This window comes from Algibacter luteus, assembly GCF_030344935.1.
In the GTDB taxonomy this organism is placed as follows: Bacteria; Bacteroidota; Bacteroidia; order Flavobacteriales; family Flavobacteriaceae; genus Arenitalea; species Arenitalea lutea.
Genome location: NZ_CP128313.1, coordinates 446,043 through 465,768, shown reverse-complemented (window position 1 = coordinate 465,768; position 19,726 = coordinate 446,043). Strand labels below are relative to the sequence as shown.

The window sequence follows — 19,726 nt, the reverse complement described above, 5'->3', positions numbered from 1 at the left end:
TAATTTATCAATTTAGTAATTACACGTTACAATTCCTTAGATTAGTTAAGCGACATCACATATTTTTTGGGCGTAGTACCATACTTCTTTTTAAAAGCAGCTATAAAATGACTCGATGTGCTATAACCTACTTTTAGTCCAACTTCGTTAACATTATCATTACCTGCTTCTAAAAGTTTTCTGGCCAACTCCATTTTATAATCGAATAAAAAACTAAAAACCGAATCGCCATAAATTTGTTTAAAACCTTCTTTCAGTTTTTTTAAGCTTAACCCTATTTCGTCTGCTAACTCCTGAAGGCTTGGTGGTTCTGCCATTCTTGAAATGATAATATCTTTGGCTTTTCTAATCTTAATAACATTGGTTTCATCCACTAAAAACGGACATTGCTCAACATCAGCCTCTTCGCTTCTATTAAAATATAAACTTAAAAGCTCGTAGGCTTTTCCTTTAAAATAAAGTTGCTTTATAGATGCATTTAAGTTATAGTTAATGAGCTGATTAAGCACAATGGCCATTGATGGTGAAATGGCACCATCTTTATAATACTTTTTATCCTTATTATCTTCACTTAAAAACGTGATATAATCGGCCTCTTGCGAAAATAAACCATGGAATTTTTTTATAGAAATAATGATGGTAACAATCCAAGAGTTAGACTCTACTTGAAGGTCTATTGGTAATTCGCGTTGCGGATTATAAAGCAGTAACGAGTTTTCTTCATGAATATCTAAGGTATATCGCCCTTGATTGAAAACAAATTTACTAGACCCTTTGATACAGAAATGAAATTGTAAAAAACTGCTATCTATTTCTTTTGCAACACTTTGTGCAATATTTTCATCGTTCTTAAAAGCCAGAATTAAAAATCCGTCTTCAATTTTTGTTTCTTCAAAAGAACTTTTAGCGACACTTTTTACCTGTTTATAATCTGAATTCATTTGTATTTATTTAGATTGGTTCTAAATAAAATCATTAAAACCTATTGAATACACTACAAAAATATGATATTTATCATGTTTTTTATCAATTTGATGTTAAAAAACCACAAACGACACTAAAAGTTCTTCTAGCGTTACTTTTTCTTATTGCAACCACATATTTTTGCTTGACAATTTCAGGTATAGCAATGCATAAGTATAATATTAGTAAAAGCAGTTCCTTTTACGCTATTGGTTTAAGTTATAAAAAAGCCGATGCAGATATAAGAGGGCGATTTAGTTTGGATGATGAATCTAAACTGGCATTGCTTAATCAAGCTAAAGATAATGATATTGAAAGCTTGGTGGTTACTTCTACCTGTAATCGCACCGAAATTTACGGTTTTGCTCAACATCCATTTCAACTTATTCAACTCCTTTGTGAAAACACACGAGGCACAGTTGAAGAATTTCAAAAAGTGGCTTACGTTTTTAAAAACAAAGATGCAATTTCGCATATGTTTCGCGTAGGATCTGGATTAGACAGTCAAATTCTTGGCGATTTTGAAATTATCAGTCAGCTTAAAACCAGTGCTAAACTTTCTAGAAAATTTGGCTTACTGAATCATTTTTCAGAGCGACTTGTTAATGCTGTAATTCAAGCCAGTAAGCGTATTAAAACAGAAACCAATATTTCTTCTGGTGCAACTTCGGTTTCTTTTGCTTCCGTTCAATATATCTTAAATACAATTGAAGATGTTTCTAATAAGAATATTTTACTCTTCGGAACAGGTAAAATAGGTAGAAATACATGTGAAAATTTGGTAAAACATACCAAAAACGAGCACATTACCTTAATTAACAGAACAAAAGACAAGGCAGAACAAATTGCAGGTAAATTTAATTTACTGGTTAAGGATTATGCCAATTTACAAGAAGAAATCACATCTTCAGATATTTTGATTGTAGCAACTGGCGCACAGCGACCAACAATTGACAAGCACATTATTCAAAGCAATAAACCGCTTTTAATTTTAGACTTATCTATTCCTAAAAATGTTGATGCTAATGTTGAAGAATTGGAACATGTATCGCTAATTCATCTAGATTATTTGTCGAAAATTACCGATCAAACTTTAGAAGCTCGTAAGGCTCATATTCCTTCAGCCGAAGCTATTATAGAAGAAATAAAAGGCGAATTTAATGGCTGGTTAGAGACAAGAAAATTTGCGCCTACCATAAAAGCTTTAAAACATAAACTATCAGATTTTGCTACTGCAGAACTAGATTCTCAACGTAAAAAAATTGACGATTTTAACGAGGAACAAGCCGAATTAATTAGCAAAAACATCATTCAAAAAATAACAAATCACTTTGCACATCATCTTAAAGATGACAATATTTCAACCGACGAAAGTCTTGAATTGATTAAAAAAGTGTTTCAGTTAGAACCTTCAACAAAAAATGTCTAAAACCATAAGAATTGGTACGCGCGATAGTGAATTAGCACTATGGCAAGCCAACATTGTAAAAAAATTACTCGAAGAGGCTGGTCATCAAACCGAATTAGTACCTGTAAAATCTACTGGTGATTTGGTTCTAGATAAACCACTCTACGAATTAGGCATCACAGGCATTTTTACCAGAACTTTAGATATCGCCATGTTAAATCATGATATTGATATTGCAGTACATTCTTTAAAAGATGTGCCTACAGTTTTACCAAATGGTATTGTCCAAGCTGCGGTTTTGAAACGTGGTAATGTAAACGACACACTGGTTTTTAAAGATAACGAAGAGTTTTTAGGAGCAAAAGAAGCGGTAATTGCTACGGGAAGTTTACGCAGGCGCGCACAATGGTTAAACCGTTTCCCCACACATACCATAACGGACTTACGCGGTAATGTTAATTCACGCTTGCAAAAACTAAAAGACAATAACTGGAACGGAGCCATATTTGCTGCTGCAGGTATTGGTCGTATAGGTTTAAGACCCGAAGAGGCAATTAATTTAGATTGGATGATTCCAGCTCCTGCGCAAGGTGCTATAATGATTACTGCTCTGGAAGAAGATGAATTTGTTAAAACAGCTTGTGCCGAATTAAACCATGAAGAAACTGAAATTTGCACAACCATTGAGCGCGAATTTTTAAATAAATTAGAAGGCGGTTGTACCGCGCCTATTGGTGCTTTAGCTTACATTAAAGATGAAGAAATAAACTTTAAAGGTGTTTTACTTAGTCCAGATGGCACCAAAAAAATAGATGTGACTCGAGTTAAAAAACTAGGCGAGCATCATGATATGGCGCAATATTGTGCCGATTTTATAATCGAGCGCGGAGGAAAACGCTTGATGGATAAAATCAAGAATTCAGATAGAAAAACCAATGTGTTTTCTACTAAAAAGTTAACCGAAGATCAGCGCTTATTATTTCATGAAAAGGTGATTGCTGAAAGTAGCGATTTTATTAAAATCAATATTAACAGAATTCATCCGCGTTTCTTAAAAAACGAAATTCAGAACGTTATTATAACGAGTAAAAATGCAGTTGAATCCTTAACCACAAATTATTCGGCATCAGAATTACAATTTAAAAATATATACTGTGTTGGTAGACGTACAAAGCGCCTTATTGAAAATAAAATAGGTAAAGTTAAGCATGCTGAAAAGAACGCCAAAAAACTAGCTGAGTATTTAGTTGAATACATGGAAGGTACTGAAGCTACCTATTTTTGCAGCGACTTAAGATTAGACGATTTACCAACTATTTTATCTGAAAATCATATAAAAGTAACTGAAGTTGAAGCTTATAGTACGAAATATGATGGCGTTAAAATAGACGATTCAGTGGAAGGTGTTATGTTCTACAGTCCATCAACAGTAGAAAGTTTTGTAAAAAGTAACCATGATGAAGTCATTGCCTTTTGTATTGGCGAAACAACTGCTAAAGAAGCAAAAAAGCACTTTAACGATGTGCGCGTTGCCAAAGTGCCAACTGTAGAAAGTGTTATTGAGTTGGTTAATGAGTATTATATTTAATAGCCTTTCGCCATTAGCTATTAGCTCATGGCACTACTGTTAAGAATAAAAAATGCTAAAAGCTAAAGACAGATAGTCTACAGCTGGATAAAATGAGAGATTTTAGAAAACTTGATATTTGGAAAAACGGAATTGAGCTTGTAAAGCAAGTATATCAATTATCAAAAAAATTTCCCTCTGAAGAAAAATTTGGTTTAAGGAGTCAAATAACAAGAGCATCGATTTCAGTTCCGTCTAATATTGCAGAAGGATGCAGTAGAAATAGCGAAGTAGAATTTAAACGGTTTCTCGAAATTGCAATAGGTTCGCTTTTTGAAGTAGAAACCCAATTAATTATTGCTCAAGAATTAAAATTTATAGAAGAAAAAGAACTCGAAACTATTTTCACTTTAATTCAATTAGAAGCAAGAATGATAAATAGTTTAATTAACAAAATTAAAAACAGTTAATGTCTTTTAGCAAACAGCTAGGAGCCAAAAGCCAAAAGCTAAATATGAAGAACGATTTATTCTTAAGAGCGTTAAAAGGCGAAACCGTAGACCGTCCTCCAGTTTGGATGATGCGTCAAGCTGGTCGTTACCTTCCAGAATTCATGGAAATAAAAGCGAAATACGACTTTTTTACGCGTTGTCAAACTCCTGAATTGGCGAGTGAAATTACGGTGCAGCCAATTCGCAGATATGGTATGGATGCCGCTATTTTGTTTAGTGATATATTGGTTATTCCGCAAGCCATGAATATTGAGGTGCAAATGAAACCCAATTTTGGTCCATATTTGCCAAACCCAATTCGTTCCCAAAAAGATGTTGATAATGTTATTGTTCCAGATGTTACTCAAGCATTAGATTACGTTTATCAAGCCATAAAAGCTACCAAAGAAAAACTTAACGACGAGATTCCGTTGATAGGTTTCGCAGGTTCTCCATGGACTATTTTATGCTATTGCGTACAAGGACAAGGCAGTAAAAATTTCGATAAAGCCAAAGAATTTTGTTTTACAAATCCTGTTGCGGCGCATCAATTATTACAAAAAATAACAGACACTACTATAGCTTATCTTAAGGAGAAAGTGAAAGCAGGATGTAACGCAGTGCAAGTTTTTGATTCTTGGGGAGGCATGCTCTCACCGGTAGATTATCAAGAATTTTCATGGCAATATATTCAACAAATTATCGATGCATTAAAAGACGATGCTCCAGTAATCGCATTTGGAAAAGGCTGTTGGTTTGCACTGGGCGAAATGGCAAAATCTGGTGCTTCGGCGTTAGGTGTAGATTGGACATGTTCTGCAAGAAACGCGCGTTATTTAACCGGTGGAAACATTACGCTACAAGGTAATTTCGACCCTACACGTTTATTTTCACCACCTTCAGAAATCAAAAAAATGGTACACCAAATGATTAACGAGTTTGGTAAAGATAAATACATAGTAAACCTTGGTCATGGTATTTTACCTAACATTCCGTTAGATCATGCTAAGGCATTTATTGATGCTGTAAAAGAATATAAGAGCCCCTCTTAATCTCCCCGAAGGGAAGAAACTCTTACTCAATTGAATAATTTGTAAAAAAAATTAAATTGGGAACGAAAGTTAAATAATAAACACGAATCTAATCCCCTCTCCTTATGGAGAGGGCTAGGGAGACGCTTCTATGATAAAAAACATCATTTCAGGTATAAAAGCATACTTCGGTGCTTTCAGCTTAGTTTCAAAACTCAAACTTTGGAAATATTTTGCTATTCCTATGCTCATCAGTTTTGTAACTGCCATTGCCGTTTTTGGTTCAGCTTACGCATTATCAGATAATATCGGGAATTTCATTGCTAAAATCTGGATTTGGGATTGGGGCAAAGAAACCTTTTCTTCTATTAGCAATGTTATAGGTGGATTAATCATAATTGTAATCGGTTTAATCCTTTTCAAACACATCATAATGGCATTATCTGCACCTTTTATGAGTCCCGTATCCGAAAAAATAGAAGCTCATTTTACAGGCAATGTTCCGCATACCCATAGAAACACATCTTTTATGCAACAACTCTGGCGTGGTATTAAAATAAATGGCAGAAACCTCATTATGGAATTGCTTTTAACCATTCCTATCTTGTTATTAAAATTTATTCCGGTAGTCAATATATTTTCAACCATATTGTTGTTTTTGATTCAAGCCTATTATGCTGGTTTCGGTAATATAGATTACACTTTAGAACGCCATTTTCAATATAAAGAGAGCCTACAATTTGTGCGTAATCATCGTGGTTTAGCCATAGGTAATGGCATAGTTTTTATTCTTTTTTTATTAATTCCTGTAATAGGGGTTATTTTAGTGTTACCGTTATCGGTTACCGCAGCATCAATCAAAACGGTTGAAGCCCTTCAAATTAAAAAAAACTCTGTTAATGCAGCTTAATTTTGATTCATACTGCATATCTCCTATTCAACCTAAAGACGGATGGAAAATTTGCAATTTTGTTGTTGCTAATGAAGACCGATTAAAACGCTACTTTCCTAAAACTTTAGAACAAAATCTAACTCCCGATTTAGCAAATATATTTGTAGCTAAAAAAGTAAAACAATTTGAAAATAAGGGTGAGTTTCTATTCACGTTAAAAACAAACGATTCCGATCAACTGGTGGGATTAATTTATATAAAAAAACTAAATTGGACCAAAAAGGAGGGTGAATTTGCTTACTGTATTGGGTACGAATATGAAGGTAAAGGCATCACTACCAAAGCCATAAAAATATTATCAAATCACGCTTTTGATACTTTAAATTTAAAAACACTTCAAATTATAGTTCACCCAAGCAATAAACCAAGCATTAAAGTAGCGGAAAACTGTAACTTCACCTGGATAAAAACATTAGAAAAAGAACATACCCCTCCAGGAGAGAAGCCTTTAGATATGGAATTATATGAATTGTATAATGAAATGGAGTAACCAATGAAAGATAAGTTCTATCAATACATACAGGATCTGCAAAATACAATAACTTCTAAGCTAGAAGCTGTAGATGGTAAAGCCAAATTTGAAGAAGACATTTGGAAACGACCAGAAGGTGGCGGCGGGCGCACTCGCGTTATTGAAAATGGTCAGGTTTTTGAAAAAGGTGGCGTCAATATTTCTGGAGTTCATGGTAAATTACCGAAATCGATGCAGGCTTATTTTAATGTTGGCGATGTCGATTTTTTCGCATGCGGACTAAGTTTAGTTTTGCATCCAGAAAATCCAATGGTGCCAACAGTTCATGCCAACTGGCGCTATTTTGAAATGTATAATGACGCCGGAGATATTATAGATAGTTGGTTTGGTGGCGGGCAAGATTTAACGCCTTATTATTTGTTTGAAGAAGACGCGATTCACTTTCATAAAACCTGTAAAACAGCATGTGATAAGCATAACATGGAGTTTTATCAAACGTATAAAAAACGTTGCGATGAATATTTTTACAACGCTCACAGAAATGAAGGCAGAGGCATTGGTGGTTTATTTTTCGATTATTGCAAAGCTTCAGAACAGATGTCTATGGAAAATTGGTATAACTTTGTAACCGAAGTTGGAGATAGTTTCCTTGATGCTTATGCTCCTATTGTTGAAAAGCGTAAAAATTTACCATACACCAAAACACAACGTAGTTGGCAAGAAATTCGTCGCGGACGCTACGTAGAATTTAATTTAGTACACGATAAAGGCACGCTTTTCGGACTTAAAACGAACGGGCGAATTGAAAGTATTTTAATGAGTTTACCACCGCATGTACAATGGGTGTATGACCATCATCCAGAGGCTGGAAGTGACGAAGAAAAATTAATTAACGTTCTAAAAAATCCCGTTGATTGGGTTTAATAAAAACTAAATGTCAGGTTGAGCGCAGTCGAAACCTATCAAAATAAAAAACCATGTTCCCACTTAGAAGAAACCGAAGATTAAGAACCAACGAAGCCATTCGTAGTTTGGTTCGAGAAACCATAATAACACCAAACGATTTTTTAGTGCCACTTTTTATTGTTGAAGGTAAAGGTGTTAAGGATGAAATTCCATCGATGCCAAATTACTACCGTTACAGTCTAGATTTACTGGAAAATGAAGTGAGGGAACTTTGGAAATTGGGCTTAAAATCGGTATTGCTTTTTGTAAAAGTACCCGATAATTTGAAAGATAATAAAGGTACCGAAGCCTTGAACCCAAACGGATTAATGCAACGTGCTATTAAAACTGTTAAAAATGCATGTCCAGATATGTTGGTGATGACTGATGTGGCACTAGACCCCTATTCTGCTTACGGGCACGATGGTATTATTGAAAACGGACAAATAATCAACGATGAAACTGCCGAAGTATTAGCAGAAATGAGTATTTCTCATGCGCAAGCTGGTGCCGATTTTGTTGCGCCTAGTGATATGATGGACGGACGCATCCTTACCATCCGTGAAGCCCTAGAAGATGAAGGCTTCATCAACACCGGAATTATGAGTTATTCTGCAAAATATGCCTCGGCATTTTACGGTCCGTTTCGTGATGCTCTGGATTCTGCCCCTGTGGATTTAATTGATATTCCGAAGGACAAAAAAACCTATCAAATGGATTACGCCAACCGTTTTGAAGCGATTCGAGAAACCGAAATGGATATAGACGAAGGTGCAGATATTGTTATGGTAAAACCAGGTTTGTGCTATTTAGATATTGTGCGTGAAATAAAAAACGAAGTTGATGTTCCTGTTGCGGTTTACCAAGTTTCTGGTGAATATGCGATGCTAAAAGCAGCCGCTGAAAAAGGTTGGTTAGAACACGACGCTGTTATGATGGAACAAGTAACTGCCATAAAAAGAGCAGGAGCCGATATCATTGCTTCATATTTTGCTAAAGATGTTGTGAAATTGATTTCGTAACTTTCATTTATCAATGATATGCTTTGTTTTAACCTGCCTAATTCAAACCGAAGATATTGGTCTTTTTGAGATTTTAAGTGCTTTTATTTAAGTAAACACAAATTACTGCTGCTATTTTAAACTGCCACAAAAGATTAATACCATTTCTCGTTTGAAATTAGTATTTTCGAGTTTTAAAACATGTTATGGGATTACTACTATTTTACGCTTTTATTTCCGTTTTTTTTTCATTTTTATGCTCAATTTTAGAGGCTGTACTTTTAAGTGTTACACCTACTTTTATTAACGTAAAAAAGCAAGAAGGCAAAGAATATGCATCCAATTTAGAAGCTTTAAAAAAAGATGTAGATAGACCTTTAATTGCAATTCTTACATTAAATACTATTGCACACACCGTAGGCGCTATATTGGTTGGTGTACAAGCCAAAGTGGCTTATGTAGAAAGCTACGGCGCCCAAACTAGTACGATTTTAGGAATTAAATTTACTGAAGATTTAATGGTTGGTGTGGTTTCGTCTGTGATGACGGTTTTGATTTTAGTCGCTTCAGAAATAGTTCCGAAAACTATTGGCGCAACGTATTGGAAAAAGCTTGCCAACTTTACTTCAAAAGCTTTAAATGTATTGATTTTCCCTCTAAAATGGACAGGGCTTTTATGGTTGCTTCAACTTACTACAAAACTTATTGGCGGTAAAGGGCACGGGAGTGTATTAAGTCGTGAAGGGTTTTTAGTCATGGCAGACATGGCTCATGAAGAAGGTGTTTTTCAAGAAAATGAAAGTAAAATTATAAAAAACTTACTCACCTTTAAAGAGGTTTTTGCAAAAGATGTGATGACACCTAGAACGGTTATGAAAGCTGAAAATCAAAATACTACAGTTGAAGATTTTTTTAAATGGAATTTAAACATTCGATTTTCAAGAATTCCAATATATAAAGATGACCCCGATAATATTGTTGGACTGGTATTAAAAGATGAAATTTTTAAAGAAATGGCTCTAGATAATAATAAGAAAAAATTATCTGAGCTTAAACGCGATATTATTATAGTTAATAGAGATCTACCCATTCCAACTCTTTTTGAAAAATTAGTGGAAAGCCGAAACCATATGGCTTTAGTAGTTGATGAATACGGTAGTGTAAGTGGATTAGTAACTATGGAAGATGTTATTGAAACTTTACTTGGTTTGGAAATTATGGATGAAAGTGATAACGTTTCAGACCTTCAACTTTTAGCAAGAAAAAGCTGGAAAACACGCGCCAAAAAATTAGGTATTATTGATGATGAAGAATAATACATCGTGTTAATGGAAACTTGTATCATTAATACTCCTTTAGGTTTTACCAAAATTATTGGTGATGCAGATGGTATTTCTTCTGTAACTGTTCTGAATTCAGAAGAAAAAATAACAGATATAATTCCTGATAACTTAGAAGATTGTGTCATACAACTCAACGAATATTTTGAAGGTAATCGCAAAAAATTCATTTTAAAATTAAATCCACAAGGCACCGATTTCCAAAAAAAAGTATGGAACGAACTAGAACAAATTCCTTTTGGCAAAACAACGTCTTATCTAAAACTATCAAAGCAATTGGGCGATGTTAAAGCCATACGAGCTGTGGCCAATGCCAATGGAAAAAACCCTATTTGGATTATTATTCCATGTCATCGTGTTATTGGTAGCGACGGTAGTCTTACCGGATATGCCGGCGGGTTGCATCGCAAGCAGTGGTTATTAGAGCATGAAAGCCCTTATAAGCAACAAACACTTTTTTAAATGTACAGAACATTATCGCATATTGCTAAACGCTTTTTTTCTGAAGCTCAAATTTATAAATATGGGTTTAATTTGTCTCCTATGTATAAAAGATCAACAGGTAAAATCGTTGAAGTATCGCAAGATCTGCATCATGTAAAAGTTAAAATTCCAATAAGCTATAAAAATAGAAATTATGTAGGGTCAATTTTTGGTGGGAGCTTATTCTCAGCAACCGATCCAATGTACATGATTCAATTATTAAACATTTTAGGAGACAATTATGTAGTTTGGGATAAAGAAGCCACGATTAAGTACAAAAAACCAGCGAAAGAAGACGTATTTTGCGATTTTACTTTTTCTGCAGATGAAATTGAAACTATAAAAATAGAGGTAAAACAACATGGAAAGTTTAATATCGTAAAAGAAACGAATATTATAAATAAACGTACGCAAGTTATTGCAGAACTAACCAAAACTATTTATGTTGCCAATAAAAGTTATTACAGAGAAAGACGTCAACAGAAAGCACACACTAATTAAATTTCTACAATACAGTATATTAATTTTATTATCTTTAGTTTCTACTTTAAACTAAACGAATGAAATTCTTAAAAAAGCTCCTAAAGTGGTTAGTCATTTTAATCGGGCTACTAGTCATTGGCCTATACCTTACCGATACAGATTATCTTATAAAGGCCGTAAGAACCATCTATCTAAAAGGCTATACAACCGCATTTTTAGAAGATTACAAATCTTTTGATAATCGAGTTATTGAAAATGGCACACCTCAACCATGGCCAAATCATAAAAACTACAATTCGGCTACAGAGACCAAACGATTGGACTCTATTAATACAGCCAATGGAACTATTGCCTATGTTATTATAAAACAAGATAGTATTTGGTTTGAAAATTATTATGACGAGTTTAATGAAAACTCTCAAACTAATTCCTTTTCTATGGCTAAGAGTTACGTTTCTGGGCTTATGGGGAAAGCGATAATGGAAGGCCATATTAAAAGTTTAGACCAACCTGTTAGTGATTTTATACCTGAATTTAGCGAAGGATTAGCGGCAAAAATGGTTGTAGGTCACTTATCAAGTATGGCTTCTGGTACCACTTGGGACGAGCGTTATTACTCACCTTTTTCGATAGTAACACGTGCATATTTTGATGATGATTTAGAAAAAGTGATGTTAGGACTTAAAGTTTCTGAAGAACCAGGACAACGCTTTAAATACTCTAGTGGCGATACCCAAATGCTTGCCATGGTTATAGAACGAGCAACTGGCAAAAAGTTATATGATTATTTATCTGAAAGTTTCTGGAAACCGTTAGGTTCAGTAAACCCAACTCTTTGGCAGGTAGATAGTGAGGATCACGATTTGGTAAAAGCTTATTGTTGTATAGCAAGTAATGCTAAAGATTTTGCGCGTTTTGGCAAACTATATAAAGACCATGGCAAATGGAATGGACAGCAAATTTTAGATTCTACTTTCGTTGCTAATTCTTTGAAACCAGTTTATGAAGGCGGCGATGTCTACGGCTATGGTTGGTGGCTAAAATCTATTGGAACCAAAGACTTTTTTATGATGCGCGGGCACTTAGGTCAATATGTAATTGTTGAACCAAATGATAATATTATTATTGTTAGATTAGGACATTCAAAAGGAAATAATAAAAAAGTTGGTCAATTTACTCAAGATATCAGTTTATATATAGAAGAAGCTTATAACATGCTGAACATCACATTATAAAACATATATTTTACCAAAAAGATTATTTGAAATAATAATATTTCAGGCTTTTTATTAAATTTCTATAAATTCAATAAAACTTGTCTTATATATCAGGATTAAAGAAAGTAAATACTTACTTTAGTGTTTTGCTTTTATTTGAGAATTATGATAAATAAACTCAACCTAGAACACATTTTATTTTTAGATATTGAAACTGTCCCAGAAGTTCAACATTTTTCTGATTTAGATCAAACCAAACAAGTACTTTGGGAACACAAATCGAAGTATCAACGGAAAGACGATTTTACTGCTGAAGAATTTTACGATCGCGCAGGAATATGGGCAGAATTTGGTAAAATTATTTGTATATCCGTTGGGTATTTTACGTTTCAAGGTGATTTAAGAACGTTTAGAGTTACTTCTTTTTACGGCGACGAAATTACCATTCTAAAAGATTTTAAAAACTTACTCATTTCTCATTTTAGTGAAACAAAGCATCTGCTCTGTGCCCACAATGGAAAAGAATTTGATTTCCCTTACATCGCAAGACGCATGATAATTCATAACATAGAATTACCTTATAAACTCAATTTATTTGGAAAAAAACCATGGGAAGTACCTCATTTAGATACTTTAGAACTCTGGAAATTTGGTGATTTTAAAACCTATACATCTTTAAAACTACTTACCAATGTTTTAGGTATTCCATCACCTAAGGATGATATTGATGGCAGCGAGGTTTATCGTGTCTATTACGAAGAAAAAGAAATTGACCGAATTATTACCTATTGCGAAAAAGACACGGTTGCTGTAGCTCAAATTTTTCTGCGTTTAAGAGGTGATTCCATTTTAATGCATGATGAAATTAAACATATATAAAAGGTCCGAAAATAATTTCCGGACCTTTTAATTGATTTAATTATTTGAGTTAGTCTTTAATAAATCGTTTCATCATTTTGTCAGCACCTTCGGTTACTTCAATAAAATACATACCTTCTTCTAATTGGTCTACAATTATTTCTTTTGAAGTTTTACCTGTAATTACAATTTGTCCCAGTGCATTAATAATTCTAAAGGACATGGTTCCTCCTTTAGATGTTTTAATGTTTAATATGTCTCCTTTAACGGGGTTTGGGTAAACTTTAAGAACATTATTAACTATCACATTTTCTGTTACATCAAGAACTTTTTTAGGTTCGTTAGTTTTAAATAATGCAGCATTACCACCTCTTCCTGTAATTACTACCTGATCAATGTAAATTTGATCATTATTTCCTGAAGCATCACAAATCAGCCTAAATTGAGCATTACTTGAAAGATTAAATTGAGAAGCGCTAAGAGTTACTATAAAATTATCAAATGCATTATTTACAAAATCAGTTCCTCTAGCCCACGTTTGGACGGTTACAAAACCTGAACCATCATTATATTGTAACCAAAAATCTTCACCTACTTCCATACTCTGTGAATAGAAATAAAAATTAAATTCGACCTCATTAAATGTCGAGAGATTAAAACTAGGAGAGGTCATAGATGAAGCAGTACCAGAATTATCTCTTATACGAATTGAGTATGAATTTTCGTAAGAACGTGCGGCATCTGCTCTTCTCGCACAATCACTACCACCATCAATCCAACCATCCCATCCAGTTTCAAAATAACCTTCGTGTATTATGACATCTGTTGGAACATTAACTACACTCACTGTTCTTGTAACTTCAATTGCTGCATTTCCCGATGTATCATTTACATTATAGGTGACTATGTAAGTCCCCTCTGCATTCGTGTTAACTGTATCACCCCCGATAACAATACTGGCCGTAATATCGCCATCTAAATCATCAGTAGCGGTTGCTCCTTGTTCAGTGTAAACATCGCCGACATTTAAATCGATTGACGAAGCACCGTTTAAGGTAATTACTGGTGCTGTGGTGTCTGGAATGACATTAACTGTTCTTACCACCTGTGTTGCTGAATTTCCTGCGGCGTCATTAACATCATAAGTTACTAAATACGTGCCTGCGGTGTTAGTATCCACAACATCGCCTGCTATAACAATACTGGCGGTAATATCACCATCTAAATCATCGGTGGCTGTGGCTCCTTGTTCGATGTAATTTGCACCAACATTTAAATCGATTGTCGAAGCTCCGTTTAAGGTAATTACTGGTGCTGTGGTGTCTGGAATGACATTAACTGTTCTTACCACCTGTGTGGCTGGGTTTCCTGCAGCGTCACTAACATCGTAAGTTACTAAATAGGTTCCTGCGGTGTTGGTATCTACAACATCGCCTGCTATTACAATACTGGACGTAATATCGCCATCTAAATCATCTGTGGCTGTAGCACCTTGTTCGGTGTAATTTGCACCGACATTTAAATCGATAGTAGATGAACCGTTTAAGGTAATTACTGGTGCTGTGGTGTCTGGAATCACATTAACTGTTCTTACCACTTGTGTGGCTGGGTTTCCTGCAGCGTCACTTACGTCGTAAGTTACTAAATAGGTTCCTGCGGTGTTGGTATCTACAACATCGCCTGCTATTACAATACTGGACGTAATATCGCCATCTAAATCATCTGTGGCTGTGGCTCCTTGTTCGGTGTAATTTGCACCGACATTTAAATCGATAGTAGATGAACCGTTTAAGGTAATTACTGGTGCTGTGGTGTCTGGAATGACATTAACTGTTCTTACCACTTGTGTGGCTGGGTTTCCTGCAGCGTCACTTACATCGTAAGTTACTAAATAGGTTCCTGCGGTGTTGGTATCTACAACATCGCCTGCTATTACAATACTGGACGTAATATCGCCATCTAAATCATCGGTGGCTGTAGCACCTTGTTCGGTGTAATTTGCACCGACATTTAAATCGATTGTCGAAGCTCCGTTTAAGGTAATTACTGGTGCCGTGGTATCTGGAATTGCATTAACTGTTCTTACCACTTGTGTGGCTGGGTTTCCTGCGGCATCACTAACATCGTAAGTTACTAAATAGGTTCCTGCCGTATTGGTATCTACAACATCGCCCCCGATAACAATACTGGCTGTTATATCGCCATCTAAATCATCAGTGGCTGTGGCTCCTTGTTCGGTGTAATTTGCACCGACATTTAAATCGATAGTAGATGCACCGTTTAAGGTAATTACTGGTGCTGTGGTGTCTGGAGTCACATTAACTGTTCTTACCTCCTGTGTGGCTGGGTTTCCTGCAGCGTCACTTACGTCGTAAGTTACTAAATACGTACCTGCCGTGTTGGTATCTACAACATCGCCTGCTATAACAATACTGGCCGTAATATCGCCATCTAAATCATCGGTGGCCGTGGCACCTTGTTCGGTGTAAATAGCACCGACATTTAAATCGATAGTCGAAGCTCCGTTTATGGTAATTACTGGTGCTGTGGTGTCATCTTCAACAGTTGTTAGATTAACGTCATCAATAGCAACATCTGCCCTCCAAGTATCTCCGGTTAACCTATTAAATCTTAATTGCACACTCTGTCCAACATAACTATTCAAATCAATATTAACTAATAACCATAAATCTCCTTGATTCACAGTTTGGCTCCAAAGACTTACCCATGAAGCTCCATCATCAACACTTATTTCTAAATCAATACTTCCCATATCAGCAACCCCAAACATGTGGTATTGAAAACTGAAACTAGCTGCACTAGCACTTGATAGATCAAAGCAAGGTGAATTTATAATCGCTCTCTTACTCGGGTATCCTGTATTATTCCCTGACGCTTCAACATAGATGTAACTGCTTCCCTCATTTGCGGCAGATGGCCCTGTATTGTTAGAAGGAGTATTATTTGAGATTACCAACCAATCTAAATCATCACCTGAAGCCTGTGACCATAATCCAATTGAACCTTCAAATCCTTCGGCATAAGGAAATGTATCAATCCCACCTGAACATCCGCTCGAAGGCACCACAACATTTACTGTTCTTGTAACCTCTGTGGCTGAATTACCTGCTGCATCATTTACGTTATAAGTCACCACATAGCTTCCAATAACATTGGTGTCAACGGTATCTCCTCCTACAATAATGTTTGCAGAAATATCACCATCAACATTATCCAAGGCTGTTGCCCCCAAATCAGTATAAGTAGCGCCTTGATTCACATCAACATTGGTTCCTCCATTCAAAGTAATAACAGGTGCTGTTGTATCAGGACCCGCAGCTTCGATTACAACTGTATAATCTTCAACCTCACCGTACTGAAAAGTTTGACAAGACGTTGGGATTGCATTGTATTGCATAGATACTCTCATTCTAGTAGAATTCTCTACTGCTGAAGTTGGCACTGTAAAATTTCCAGTAACTGATGTTGCATTTGTAGGAGCTTGTGAAAACACTTGTTCACCTGAATCATCAAAATCTCCATCTTTATTAAAGTCAATCCAAACGGAATAAGCCTCGGTATATACTGAACCTGTCCAGGTTGGCGTAATAGTTATTGCATATTGTGAGCTTTTAGTTAAGGTCGTTTGAATTCCTGTGAAATCTGAATAAAACTGACCCGCAGAACTATTATCAATGGTGTTAAGTTGTACTCTACTAATGTACTCATCATTAACATTAGTACTTGCAGAACTACAATAATTTACTTGAACATCTAGGGTTGTAAAATTAATTGAAGCTGAATAAGCAGAACTACTTGTTCCACAATTTGAACGTACTTGAACTTCATAATCGGTTAGCGTTGCAAGCCCTGTAAGAGTTAAAGTTGGCGCTGTTAACCCTAAAACATCTGTCCAGTTGGCATCACCAATAATTCGATATCTTAAATCGTAAGTTGCAGAGGGAATATTATCCCAAGAAATAGTTGCTTCTGTAGTGGATATATTGCTGCTGGTTACATTTACAGGTACTGATAATGCACAAGGTGTTTGAATACTAATAACTTTAAAGTCATCAAAAGTAAATCCATCAAAAGTTGTGGTTAAATCATCTTCTCTGTTAGAAGCATCCGTTTTTAATCTAAATCGCAACTGCACATTACTTTGCCCAAATAGGAAACTGTTTTCAGAAGGATTAATATAAATTTCTTCCATCACCCATTTATCCATGGTGTCACCATCATAAACAATGTCGCCATTAGTTGATTGATGTGTTCTAAACGCTGTTGTATTTTTATTTAAATGATAATTGGTAGTAGAGGTAGAAGTTGGCTTATTGTAATTTCCACATAATGCATCCCAAGTACTTCCGCCGTTGGTACTAGCTTCTAACTGCACAAGATCATAATTCCTTTCTAAATCCCACTTCGCATAAAATTGAATCAAAGCTTGAGATGTACCCGAAAAATCTAATGCTGTATTTAATGTAATCGTACTACTTAAATTGTTGCTATATGCTCCCGAAGGCGAATCTGTTATAGCGCTAGAACCAGAATAAGCATCGGTTGTGACACCCCAACTACCCGAAGTGGTCCAATTTGTTATTCCTGTAACATCAGGATTGTCCTCAAAAAGTAAACTCGATTGATAGTATTTAATATAGTTTGCTTGATAAAGCACAAAATCATTATTACTTAAAGTCACTTGAAATTCAATTTCATCATTTGGTTGAATTCCCGCATCTAAAGTATAAGGAATACTCAAGTTTCTTTGTTCAAGTTTAGTCCAACCCGATTGTACGGTTGGTGATGTTATTGAAGTGATGTTTGAAGAAACCGGCGTAACAGTTAAGGTGATATCATCATAGGTTTTGCCTAAATATTCAACCCCAAAAGAAAGATTTCCAGAAGTTGATGTGATGGCACTCGAATTTAAATCATGAAGTTTAGCGAATTTTCCAGAGTATAAAACTGAAAGGAAATTCATTCTCATAGCTCTTACTGCAATTGGAGTAATTAAAGAAGGAGTAGGCCAAAAATCATCTCCATTTTCAGGCGCAAAAGCTAAAACATCTTTACCAGAACCAGCATTTGTTTGGCCTCCAGAAGAAACTGATGGTCCACCAAGCATCCAGTCATTAGCATCACCATTTGCCTCATAAAGTGTATTAGGCGCAGAACCGTATATATAACGATTGTACTGGGTTAAATCATGACAAATTTTGGCATATTCATCTTCTCTTCCAGAATCTGCGGCAGAAACACTACCGTTATACGAAGAGGTAACTATAGAGTTTAATCCACCATGATGGTTAACAGCCACTTTAATATCGTGATTCAACACAAAATCTTGAAGAATTTGAGTTTCTGGCTCCGATCCTGCAGAGGGTCCTCTGTATGTGTTACTGCTAGTTGTTGGAGACGATCCAGAATTATCCCATCCCCAATAATAATTGAAGTTTCTATTTAAATCAACACCTCTTACGTTGTTGGAGGTAGCCGTAGTTCCATTATCAGCAACGCCGGGTCTCAAGTTTTTACGTTGTAAACCTCCACCTCCTGGTGCGATGACTTCGTTCCAAAGTAAACCGTCAGGATTCACAATTGGTATGAAATAAATTTCTTGATTATCAACAACATTTTTTATAAACGGATCGATGTTATAATTTTCTAGAATATACCACATAAAGTACATCACATTCATAAGGCTATTAACTTCTCTGGCATGGGTCATACCTGTAATTAAAGTTTCAGGTTCCGAGCTTTCATCAATATCAGGATTATCTGAAATTCTAACATAATAAACTGTTTGTCCAGACCAAGTGGTTCCTCCTGTTGAGTTACCATGAGTTGTTTGTCCAGTTGGAGAAGCGTCAGATTTTACAGATATTAAATTTGGATATAAGCTGCGCATCAAATCTAACTGTGCCAAAGTTTCACTGACTGTTAAACAGCCTCCCATACTTCCCAATTGAAAATTTGAAGGTACAGGCCAATTAATTTCACTACATTCATCGTGCTGCGTCGGATTACCAACTAACACGTTCTGTAAACTTAAACTCTTTTGATAGTTGCCTGTCTTACCTTTTTGTTTTGTTTGGGTTTTAAGACTACTTAAAGTCGATTTTGCTTTAGGTAACTCTATAGCATTTCTTTGGCTGTAATAGGTCGTTAAATCATCAATTACTACTGTGTATTGAACACCACTTTTTCGCAATTCCTCCAATTCAGCAGATCCTAGTTCTAGCTCTAAATTATTCCCGATAAATCTAGGTCCACAGGTTAAATCTATACCTGCTTGTTTAATTTTTTTGATTACAGTTTGAGAAGGGTTTGAAATTGAGATTCTTTTTGGTGATAAATTTTGTTGTGAAAATACAAACGTAAAACTTAACAATACAAGGAGAGTGAAAATGTTCTTTTTCATGAAAATTGGGTGGTTAAAAAATTAAAATATGTGTTGAATTTAAATGAAATTATTCTAAAAATTAAAGAATCTTCGATTGATTTTTAGATAG

At 35.3% G+C, this 19,726-nt stretch carries 15 protein-coding genes; 13 read left to right on the top strand and 2 right to left on the bottom strand.

The window, feature by feature from the left end; translation table 11 throughout:
* Nucleotides 1-41: 41 nt before the first annotated feature.
* The gene (locus O5O44_RS02030; protein ID WP_289195533.1) at nucleotides 42-941 is read right to left on the bottom strand and encodes a helix-turn-helix transcriptional regulator; all 900 of its coding nucleotides are present in this window, start codon (nucleotides 939-941) and stop codon (nucleotides 42-44) included.
* Between the two features lie 188 nt (nucleotides 942-1,129).
* Between O5O44_RS02030 and hemA the strand changes: the two genes are divergently transcribed.
* From hemA to O5O44_RS01965, 13 genes are all read left to right on the top strand, one after another.
* A complete protein-coding gene (gene hemA / locus O5O44_RS02025; RefSeq protein ID WP_289196459.1) occupies nucleotides 1,130-2,392 on the top strand; it encodes a glutamyl-tRNA reductase in 1,263 nt (420 codons plus the stop codon).
* A complete protein-coding gene (gene hemC, locus O5O44_RS02020; protein ID WP_289195532.1) occupies nucleotides 2,385-3,959 on the top strand; it encodes a hydroxymethylbilane synthase in 1,575 nt (524 codons plus the stop codon). The genes hemA and hemC overlap by 8 nt, the downstream gene beginning before the upstream one ends.
* A 92-nt stretch (nucleotides 3,960-4,051) precedes the next feature.
* The gene (locus tag O5O44_RS02015) at nucleotides 4,052-4,408 is read left to right on the top strand and encodes a four helix bundle protein (RefSeq protein WP_019388393.1); all 357 of its coding nucleotides are present in this window, start codon (nucleotides 4,052-4,054) and stop codon (nucleotides 4,406-4,408) included.
* Between the two features lie 44 nt (nucleotides 4,409-4,452).
* On the top strand, nucleotides 4,453-5,481 hold the full coding sequence (gene hemE / locus O5O44_RS02010; RefSeq protein ID WP_289195531.1) for a uroporphyrinogen decarboxylase: 1,029 nt from the start codon (nucleotides 4,453-4,455) through the stop codon (nucleotides 5,479-5,481).
* A 130-nt stretch (nucleotides 5,482-5,611) separates the two neighbouring features.
* Nucleotides 5,612-6,370, top strand: a complete 759-nt coding sequence (locus tag O5O44_RS02005) for an EI24 domain-containing protein (protein ID WP_289195530.1) — start codon at nucleotides 5,612-5,614, stop codon at nucleotides 6,368-6,370.
* Nucleotides 6,360-6,902: a GNAT family N-acetyltransferase gene (locus O5O44_RS02000; RefSeq protein WP_289195529.1), complete on the top strand. Its 543-nt coding sequence runs from the start codon at nucleotides 6,360-6,362 to the stop codon at nucleotides 6,900-6,902. Before O5O44_RS02005 ends, O5O44_RS02000 begins: the two co-directional genes overlap by 11 nt.
* A gap of 3 nt (nucleotides 6,903-6,905) precedes the next feature.
* Nucleotides 6,906-7,808, top strand: coding sequence for an oxygen-dependent coproporphyrinogen oxidase (gene hemF / locus O5O44_RS01995; protein ID WP_289195528.1), 903 nt, complete (start codon nucleotides 6,906-6,908; stop codon nucleotides 7,806-7,808).
* Between the two features lie 53 nt (nucleotides 7,809-7,861).
* Complete coding sequence (gene hemB, locus O5O44_RS01990; RefSeq protein ID WP_019388388.1) at nucleotides 7,862-8,851, top strand: porphobilinogen synthase; 990 nt, start codon at nucleotides 7,862-7,864, stop codon at nucleotides 8,849-8,851.
* 185 nt (nucleotides 8,852-9,036) lie between these two features.
* Entirely contained in the window at nucleotides 9,037-10,146 is a 1,110-nt protein-coding gene (locus O5O44_RS01985; RefSeq protein WP_289195527.1) for a CNNM domain-containing protein, read from the top strand.
* A 12-nt stretch (nucleotides 10,147-10,158) separates the two neighbouring features.
* The gene (locus tag O5O44_RS01980; protein WP_289195526.1) at nucleotides 10,159-10,632 is read left to right on the top strand and encodes a methylated-DNA--[protein]-cysteine S-methyltransferase; all 474 of its coding nucleotides are present in this window, start codon (nucleotides 10,159-10,161) and stop codon (nucleotides 10,630-10,632) included.
* The gene (locus O5O44_RS01975; protein WP_289195525.1) at nucleotides 10,633-11,154 is read left to right on the top strand and encodes a DUF4442 domain-containing protein; all 522 of its coding nucleotides are present in this window, start codon (nucleotides 10,633-10,635) and stop codon (nucleotides 11,152-11,154) included.
* Nucleotides 11,155-11,213: 59 nt separating this feature from the next.
* Nucleotides 11,214-12,371 carry a serine hydrolase domain-containing protein gene (locus O5O44_RS01970; RefSeq protein WP_289195524.1) on the top strand — a complete coding sequence of 386 codons (1,158 nt, stop codon included), beginning with the start codon at nucleotides 11,214-11,216 and terminating at the stop codon, nucleotides 12,369-12,371.
* A 147-nt stretch (nucleotides 12,372-12,518) separates the two neighbouring features.
* Nucleotides 12,519-13,232 (top strand): 3'-5' exonuclease, encoded by a 714-nt coding sequence (locus O5O44_RS01965; RefSeq protein WP_019388383.1) that lies wholly within the window; start codon nucleotides 12,519-12,521, stop codon nucleotides 13,230-13,232.
* Between the two features lie 49 nt (nucleotides 13,233-13,281).
* Here the strand turns inward: O5O44_RS01965 and O5O44_RS01960 are convergent, their stop codons facing one another.
* Nucleotides 13,282-19,635, bottom strand: coding sequence for an immunoglobulin-like domain-containing protein (locus O5O44_RS01960; RefSeq protein ID WP_289195523.1), 6,354 nt, complete (start codon nucleotides 19,633-19,635; stop codon nucleotides 13,282-13,284).
* Nucleotides 19,636-19,726 lie beyond the last annotated feature (91 nt).

Excerpts from the sequence above, each read along its gene's own strand:
- O5O44_RS02030 (WP_289195533.1), bottom strand. The coding sequence starts at position 941 with ATGAATTCAGATTATAAACAGGTAAAAAGTGTCGCTAAAAGTTCTTTT.
- hemA (WP_289196459.1), top strand. The coding sequence starts at position 1,130 with ATGCATAAGTATAATATTAGTAAAAGCAGTTCCTTTTACGCTATTGGT.
- hemC (WP_289195532.1), top strand. The coding sequence starts at position 2,385 with ATGTCTAAAACCATAAGAATTGGTACGCGCGATAGTGAATTAGCACTA.
- O5O44_RS02015 (WP_019388393.1), top strand. The coding sequence starts at position 4,052 with ATGAGAGATTTTAGAAAACTTGATATTTGGAAAAACGGAATTGAGCTT.
- hemE (WP_289195531.1), top strand. The coding sequence starts at position 4,453 with ATGAAGAACGATTTATTCTTAAGAGCGTTAAAAGGCGAAACCGTAGAC.
- O5O44_RS02005 (WP_289195530.1), top strand. The coding sequence starts at position 5,612 with ATGATAAAAAACATCATTTCAGGTATAAAAGCATACTTCGGTGCTTTC.
- O5O44_RS02000 (WP_289195529.1), top strand. The coding sequence starts at position 6,360 with ATGCAGCTTAATTTTGATTCATACTGCATATCTCCTATTCAACCTAAA.
- hemF (WP_289195528.1), top strand. The coding sequence starts at position 6,906 with ATGAAAGATAAGTTCTATCAATACATACAGGATCTGCAAAATACAATA.
- hemB (WP_019388388.1), top strand. The coding sequence starts at position 7,862 with ATGTTCCCACTTAGAAGAAACCGAAGATTAAGAACCAACGAAGCCATT.
- O5O44_RS01985 (WP_289195527.1), top strand. The coding sequence starts at position 9,037 with ATGGGATTACTACTATTTTACGCTTTTATTTCCGTTTTTTTTTCATTT.
- O5O44_RS01980 (WP_289195526.1), top strand. The coding sequence starts at position 10,159 with ATGGAAACTTGTATCATTAATACTCCTTTAGGTTTTACCAAAATTATT.
- O5O44_RS01975 (WP_289195525.1), top strand. The coding sequence starts at position 10,633 with ATGTACAGAACATTATCGCATATTGCTAAACGCTTTTTTTCTGAAGCT.
- O5O44_RS01970 (WP_289195524.1), top strand. The coding sequence starts at position 11,214 with ATGAAATTCTTAAAAAAGCTCCTAAAGTGGTTAGTCATTTTAATCGGG.
- O5O44_RS01965 (WP_019388383.1), top strand. The coding sequence starts at position 12,519 with ATGATAAATAAACTCAACCTAGAACACATTTTATTTTTAGATATTGAA.
- O5O44_RS01960 (WP_289195523.1), bottom strand. The coding sequence starts at position 19,635 with ATGAAAAAGAACATTTTCACTCTCCTTGTATTGTTAAGTTTTACGTTT.